6 protein-coding genes are annotated in these 7,162 nt (G+C 44.8%); 5 read left to right on the forward strand and 1 reads right to left on the reverse strand.

Annotated elements, in window-relative coordinates; genetic code table 11:
• Positions 1–11: 11 nt before the first annotated feature.
• Positions 12–842: a substrate-binding periplasmic protein gene (locus AAKU61_RS03685; protein ID WP_354329735.1), complete on the forward strand. Its 831-nt coding sequence runs from the start codon at positions 12–14 to the stop codon at positions 840–842.
• A 58-nt stretch (positions 843–900) separates the two neighbouring features.
• Here the strand turns inward: AAKU61_RS03685 and AAKU61_RS03690 are convergent, their stop codons facing one another.
• A complete protein-coding gene (locus AAKU61_RS03690; RefSeq protein WP_354329737.1) occupies positions 901–1,362 on the reverse strand; it encodes an Lrp/AsnC family transcriptional regulator in 462 nt (153 codons plus the stop codon).
• A 290-nt stretch (positions 1,363–1,652) separates the two neighbouring features.
• Here AAKU61_RS03690 and glmS point away from each other — a divergent pair, with 290 nt between their 5' ends.
• From glmS to AAKU61_RS03710, 4 genes are all read left to right on the forward strand, one after another.
• Positions 1,653–3,482 (forward strand): glutamine--fructose-6-phosphate transaminase (isomerizing), encoded by a 1,830-nt coding sequence (gene glmS / locus AAKU61_RS03695; RefSeq protein ID WP_354329739.1) that lies wholly within the window; start codon positions 1,653–1,655, stop codon positions 3,480–3,482.
• 138 nt (positions 3,483–3,620) lie between these two features.
• Positions 3,621–3,878 carry a tyrosine-type recombinase/integrase gene (locus AAKU61_RS03700; protein ID WP_354329762.1) on the forward strand — a complete coding sequence of 86 codons (258 nt, stop codon included), beginning with the start codon at positions 3,621–3,623 and terminating at the stop codon, positions 3,876–3,878.
• Between the two features lie 56 nt (positions 3,879–3,934).
• Positions 3,935–5,089, forward strand: coding sequence for a TniQ family protein (locus AAKU61_RS03705; RefSeq protein ID WP_354329741.1), 1,155 nt, complete (start codon positions 3,935–3,937; stop codon positions 5,087–5,089).
• Positions 5,090–5,577: 488 nt separating this feature from the next.
• Positions 5,578–6,753: an ATP-binding protein gene (locus AAKU61_RS03710; RefSeq protein ID WP_354329742.1), complete on the forward strand. Its 1,176-nt coding sequence runs from the start codon at positions 5,578–5,580 to the stop codon at positions 6,751–6,753.
• Positions 6,754–7,162: the final 409 nt, after the last annotated feature.

A 7,162-nucleotide genomic window follows, 5' to 3' on the forward strand; every position in this document is an offset into this window, starting at 1 on the left:
AAGGCAATCCATTGTTTGCACAACATTACCGATTAAAGATCATTGCTGCCGCTACCGTCATTCTTGCAACGGTAGCGATCAGCCCAAGCGCTGAGGCAAAATGCTCGCGGGAGATTAACGTCCCGATCTCTGCCGCCGGGCAAAGTGTCACGATCGTTGATGGCAATATTAGCGGCATTTATCCAGAGATTTTGCGTAGCTTCGGTAGTAAAGAATCATGTACTTTTATCTTTTCCGATGTGCCGCGCTCCCGTTTAGAAGTACTTTTTAATACAGGCAAAGCTGATTTATTAATCCCCGCCAGCAAAACACCTGATCGAGACAAGTACGGGATATTTATACCACTCGTCTTTAGTCGCGCGACCATCATCTCTATTGAGATGAATCGCCCTTCCATTAAAACTGCCCAAGATTTATTAGAACATAAAGAACTGAAAGTAGTGCTAGTACGCGGCTACGATTATGGCGACGCGTATCAGACGCTGGTCAAAGAGTTAAACAAACAAGGTAGAGTCATTCTGGAGGCAGACCCCGTATCGGTTGCCCGGATGTTAAAAGCCAATAAGTTTAATATCACCATCATGGCACCATCGATTTTTGTAGGTGCAATTAAAGATGATGACCGGGCAAAAGATATTCTGGACAAGCTCAGATATGAACCGATAGAAGAGTTACCCTGGGGTGACAGCGGTGTGTATATTTCCAAATCCTCGCTCAGCGAAGAAGATAAAGCATCACTTAAAGATTTACTCCAACGAGCAGAGAAAACGGGCGCAATCTGGAAAAGTTTTCAAAGTCACCATGATGCTGACGTACTGAAAGAAAGTATTCGTCCACGTTAGTATTTAAAAATGAACGGTAGGATTAAACTGCGGTTTAAACAGCATATTAAAGCGCAGCTCAAATCTCAATCCGCGTTTCAAACTTACTCCGCAGCATAGAAAAAAAACTCCGTACATTCCGCACATTCGCCTGACCCGCAAATAAACGGTGCGCCAGATTGTGGTACGCCGACATATCTGCCACCTGTATCACCAGCACAAAGTCTGGCCCCGGCGATACCCGATAACATTGCTGCACCGCGGGCTCTTCTGACACCAGTTTCTCAAACGCGAGTTGATGTTCGCTGGCCTGATGGTCCAAGGTAATTTCTACAATCGCCGTCAAACCTGCACCGACTTTTTCGGGCGCTAAAATCGCTACTTGCTTAGCAATCACGCCCTCATCCAATAAGCGCTTAACGCGCCGCAAACAAGTCGGTGGCGACGCATGCACTAGCTCCGCCAAGGCCTGATTGCTGACCGACGCATCTCGCTGTAGCTGCTGCAAAATGCGTTTATCCAGTTCGTCCAGAGTCGTCATACTTTTCACCAATGGAATTTAAATAAATAATTTTTATTTAAATGAAATTTAATTTCACTCAATAATCGCAATTGAATTTGCGTTCAAATTTAATTAAATATTGAAAGATAATTTCATTTGATCTGATTTACGATAACACAATCTGTGAAATTAGTAATTTTGCAATCTTATGTTTAATTGCGTTTTTGAGCTGAAGATTCTTACTCGCCTTATTAGCGTCGAATTTACTGGCCTTATTTGCTCACTTTAATTTTTTTATCGCTTTCTCAAATTTTTATTAAGAGGTTCTTATGTGCGGCATCGTCGGCGCTGTAGCGCAACGCAATATCACTCCCGTCCTGGTTGAAGGTCTTAAACGTCTTGAATATCGTGGCTACGATTCTTGCGGCGTCGCATTACATGTGGATGGACATCTGCAACGCTCACGCAGCACCGCCCGTGTGACAGAGTTGCAAGCGCAAATAGAACAAACAGGTTTAGCTGGTTTTACCGGTATCGCCCACACGCGCTGGGCAACGCATGGTGCGCCATCGTCATCCAATGCCCACCCGCATTTTTCTCCCGATGCTGAGAATTCACGGATTGCCTTAGTCCATAACGGCATTATTGAAAACCATGAAGAATTACGCGCAGAGCTCAGCGCAGTTGGTTATATATTTGAAAGCCAGACAGACACCGAAGTCATTGCCCACCTAGTCGATCACCTGTACAGCGGCGACTTATTTGAGACTGTACAAATCGCCGTCAAGCGTCTGACCGGGGCATTTGCGATTGCTGTGTTTTGCCGCGACGAACCCCACCGCGTAGTCGGTGCGCGCCAAGGTTCCCCATTAATCGTCGGGGTAGGCCAAGGAGAAAACTTTCTAGCCTCCGATGCAATGGCATTGGCAGGTACAACCGACCAGATTATTTATCTGGAAGAAGGCGACGTCGTTGATCTGCAACTACAAAAAGTCTGGATTGTAGATACCAACGGCAAGCAAGTACAACGCGAGGTCCGTACCGTGCATGCGCATACCGGTCAGGCAGAATTAGGTCCGTATCGTCATTACATGCAGAAAGAAATTTTCGAGCAACCACGCGCACTGGGCGACACATTGGAAGGTGTCACAGCCATCATGCCAGAGCTGTTTGGCGACAAGGCGTACAAGGTTTTTAAACAAATCGACAACGTTCTGATCCTCGCGTGTGGAACCAGCTACTACGCAGGCTTGACCGCAAAATACTGGATAGAATCCATCGCCAAAGTCCCGGTCAATGTAGAAATCGCCAGCGAATATCGCTACCGCGACAGCGTACCCAACCCCAACAGCCTGGTCGTCACTATTTCACAAAGCGGAGAGACCGCCGACACCTTAGCAGCACTCAAACATGCGCGTAGTCTGGGGATGGAACACACGCTGACAATCTGCAACGTCAGCACCAGCGCCATGGTGCGCGAATGCGCTCTGGCCTATATCACTCGCGCCGGAGTAGAGGTCGGCGTCGCATCGACCAAAGCCTTCACCACCCAATTGGCAGCGCTATTCTTGTTGGCACTGACACTGGCGCAAAGCAAAGACAGACTCAGCGATGAGCAAGAAGCAGAACACATCAAAGCCCTGCGCCACTTACCTGTAGCGATCACTGCGGTGCTAGCTTTAGAACCACAAATCATCGCCTGGTCAGAAGAATTTGCCCGCAAAGAAAACGCCTTATTCTTAGGCCGCGGCATGCACTACCCAATCGCTTTGGAAGGCGCATTAAAGCTGAAAGAAATTTCCTACATCCATGCAGAGGCCTACCCCGCAGGAGAACTCAAACACGGCCCGTTAGCCTTAGTGACCAAAGACATGCCGGTCGTCACAGTCGCACCAAAAGACGCGCTGCTAGAAAAATTAAAATCCAACATGCAAGAAGTCCGCGCCCGTGGCGGCGAGCTGTACGTCTTCGCCGACGCAGATTCCCGCATTGCCTCAAGCGAAGGCGTACACGTCATCCGCTTGCCAGAACATTACGGCATGTTGTCACCGATCTTGCATACTGTGCCGCTGCAATTGCTGGCATATCACACGGCGTTGGCGCGGGGGACGGATGTCGATAAGCCTCGGAATTTGGCTAAGAGTGTGACGGTGGAGTAAGTGATTTTTTGGACTTCCTGACCTGTCCCTTTGGAATAAAGTTCGGAACAAGGTAATAAAGTTCGGAACTTTTCAACGAAGTGCGGAAATAAAGTTCGGAACACGACTGATAGTATATAGACAGCGTATTGCACTGATCTGCGTCAACGTGCCTTGCTCATGATTGCCTACGGATCGGGTCTGCGCGTCTCCGAGCTATGCAATTTAAAAGTGGCTGATATTGATGTCGCACGGATGATGCTGCGGGTGCGTGCTGGCAAAGGTGGCAAGGATCGCTACACCTTACTCTCACCTTTGCTGCTCGCAACTTTGCGCAGTTATTGCAAAAGGTATCACCCCACGACCTGGCTTATGAAAAGATACAAGAAAAGTATAAAAGATAGAAGTAGAGTATAAAATAACAGAAGATAAAAAAAATAATTTCATTCTAACTCTATGATTGTTATAACTAAATGCCGAGACAATTATCTTTTGATTTTTCAAATAAAGTAACGTTTCCTACTAGTACTCCGCTCCTTCCCGTCCGTCCTAAACCTCTCGAGGACGAAATATTGTCGTCCTGGCTCGCGCGAATTAGTTTTCAGAACGGGCTGACACCAATACAACTGTCCTATTATCTTGTCGGCGATCACTCCTTAGTTGGCCTAGAAGTCGATCGTATTCCGTCTGAGAAATTTTTAAACGCTATCGTCGCTCATTTAGGCGTAGCCGAAGATGAAGTGCTGAGAATGGCATTTTCAAAATATGAAGACAATATCAATCTGCGTATCGAGAAATATGGCAACATACCCCATGTAGTTAGCGTCGGATATAAAAGTGTCAAATCTGGTGCGATTAGGGGATTTGCATTTTGTCCCGATTGTCTTCGTGAAGATCATGAGCCATATTTCAGAAAATCGTGGCGATACACCTTCGTAGTGTCATGTAACAAGCATGAGCGTCTTCTATCGGATGAATGTGATAACTGCGGGTATTCCTTTATTTACTTTCGTTCAGCTGGGAACATTCAGAGCAGGCGGAAGAGAGATACTATTGCTATATGTCAGCACTGCGGTTTCGACATCAGGCAGGCCTCTACGAGATCTACTTATGACAAGATCGTTCCCCACATTTCTGAAATACAAAGGGAGTTGATTGGAACTGCCATTAAGAGGTGGAGCGTTGATTTCGATACTTTTGAAACCTTCTACCATGCAATTCCTCGGTTTGCCGGGATTAAATTGTTATTCCGCTTTCTTTCATCTTCAACAACGCAGTCAGAAGTAATCCAAAAAATCATAGCCGAAACGAATCTGCCGTTCGATCATGTCCAATATAAAACCATTATCAACTCGGATTTCAAAGCTATCAAATCAGATCCCACCGACAAAATCATTACCGCAGGAATGAATTTCGAACATAAAACCGTTCGCGGAAGAGCCTTGACTTTAGCCCTACTTAGCGTCCTCTTAGACAAATGGCCCCAATCGATACAAGACGTGCTGAAAAAAAACACTGAGTCTCAAAGATATTGGGTTGGACTACTCAATTCCAATATTCCATATTGGATATATGAAGCCTTGGTTCCAAGTATCCGACTTTCCAAACTACTACCTTTCGAAGAATGAGATATGATAAAGAAATACCTTATTTCAAAAGGGTATTCAAATCCGACTCAGTATCACATAAACAATTTTCACCAAACCGGTACATTCCCTCTACTTAATGACAAAGAAAAAAAACAATATTCACTCGAAGCCAGAGCGAGGTTTCAACATCGAGATGCCATAGAGAGAGAAAAGGAAAATAAACTAAAAAATCAACGTAAATGACTAAAGCCCGCACAAGGCTACTGCTTTTTAGGTAGTGTCTCAGTTTGAAATATCTTTCTTTGTTTTGTAAGTTCCGCGCTTTTTTGGCATTACATCAGGTACTAAGCGAGCTATTTCTTCAATATTCCACACATGATGTTGACGCGCACTCAATATTGACCAGGTAGTCAATTTTGAGTACGCCCCAACAACATAACCCTCTCAAATTTTTTTTCCAGTTTGTATTTATAAAGAAGTTATGTAATATTATCTTTAATCGATAATGTTGCATAAAGTTACTATAAATGGATCCCCGAGAAAACCCATTCGCTCCTGGAGCTGGCTCTCAGCCACCAGAACTGGCAGGTCGCGAGAAAGTCATAGAGGACGTATCAATTGCGTTGCACCGTATCCGCAATGGTATGTCGGCCAAGAGTGTTTTAATGGTTGGCTTACGCGGTGTCGGTAAGACTGTATTACTCAATAGATTAAAAAATGATGCCGAGGCAGAAGGATTAATTTGCACGCAATTTGAATCGCCTGAAAATCGTAGTTTGCCAGGGATGATTGCACCAAGTTTACGCGCCGCGCTATTAAAATTAGATCGTGTTGCCGGTGTTAGCCATTCCGTGGGTAAAGCTGCTAAAGCACTTGGGAGTTTTATTAGCGCTGCAAAGATTAAATACGACGATATGGAGTTTGGCTTTGATCTAGGCAAAGAAGAAGGTGTTGCTGACACCGGTGATCTTGATTACGATTTATCTGAACTTTTACAAGCGGTCGGTATTGCGGCCCGTGAAAAGAAAACAGCGGTCATCCTTTTTATTGATGAATTGCAATACGTTCATAAAGACCAGTTAGCGGCGTTCATTTCTGCGCTTCATGCGTGTTCACAAAAACAATTGCCCGTTGCCCTGGTGGGTGCGGGACTTCCTCAGCTGGTAGGTAACGTTGGTAAGGCCAAATCGTATGCGGAGCGGTTATTTAATTTCCCGGTTATTGGTGCCTTGGATGACATTGCTTCGACTGAAGCATTGCAGCGGCCGGTAAATAGCAACAACGTCGTATTTTCTGATGAGGCAGTTCGTGAGATTCTAAATCAGACTAAAGGCTACCCATATTTTCTGCAAGAGTGGGGTAGTCATTCGTGGGCGATTGCAAATAACTCACCCATCACAAAAAATGATGCATTACTGGCGACACAATTAGCGATTACTCAACTCGATTCTGGTTTCTTTCGCGTTCGATTTGATCGTTGTACTCCGATGGAAAAAAATTATATGCGTGCGATGGCTGAAATTGGTACTGTCGCTCCACGATCAGGTGATATCGCCAGTGCGATGAAAAAAGAAGTGAATCAGGTTGCTCCGCTTCGCCAATCGCTTATCGTGAAGGGAATGATCTATAGCCCGGCCCATGGTGATACAGCCTTTACCGTGCCGCTGTTTGATGAATTTATGAAACGAACCATGGCGCTATGAAACCTAAATAATTATGAGCGGTCAGGATTTGGTGAGAAAGGAAAAAAATGGAATCACTTAATTCAGCGCTTAAAGCATACGATGTTGACGATAGCAATAAACGGATTTACACATAGAATTACTTGATATTGCTGACGGCATTTGAAAACGTCTTAAAAAATATAAATGTGCCTGAAGCTTTGAGGCCATAGGCCAGAGTGATTGAACGGTGCTTCTAGCGTCAAACGCCCATTTAGTTGTAGTAACTTCTTTACTATTTGCGTTTTCAACATTGCATCAGTTATGTTCAATCCATTTATTTATATAAATAAACTGAGATCTTTGCACGATAAAAAGCCAAGCAGAGTGTTTACCTCAAATGAGACAATAGCAACAGGATAAATTTAAAGAGTGGCAATCATGGCGTGGA

Origin of the sequence: Undibacterium sp. GrIS 1.2 (genome assembly GCF_040544435.1) — a bacterium.
Lineage (GTDB): Bacteria > Pseudomonadota > Gammaproteobacteria > Burkholderiales > Burkholderiaceae_D > Undibacterium.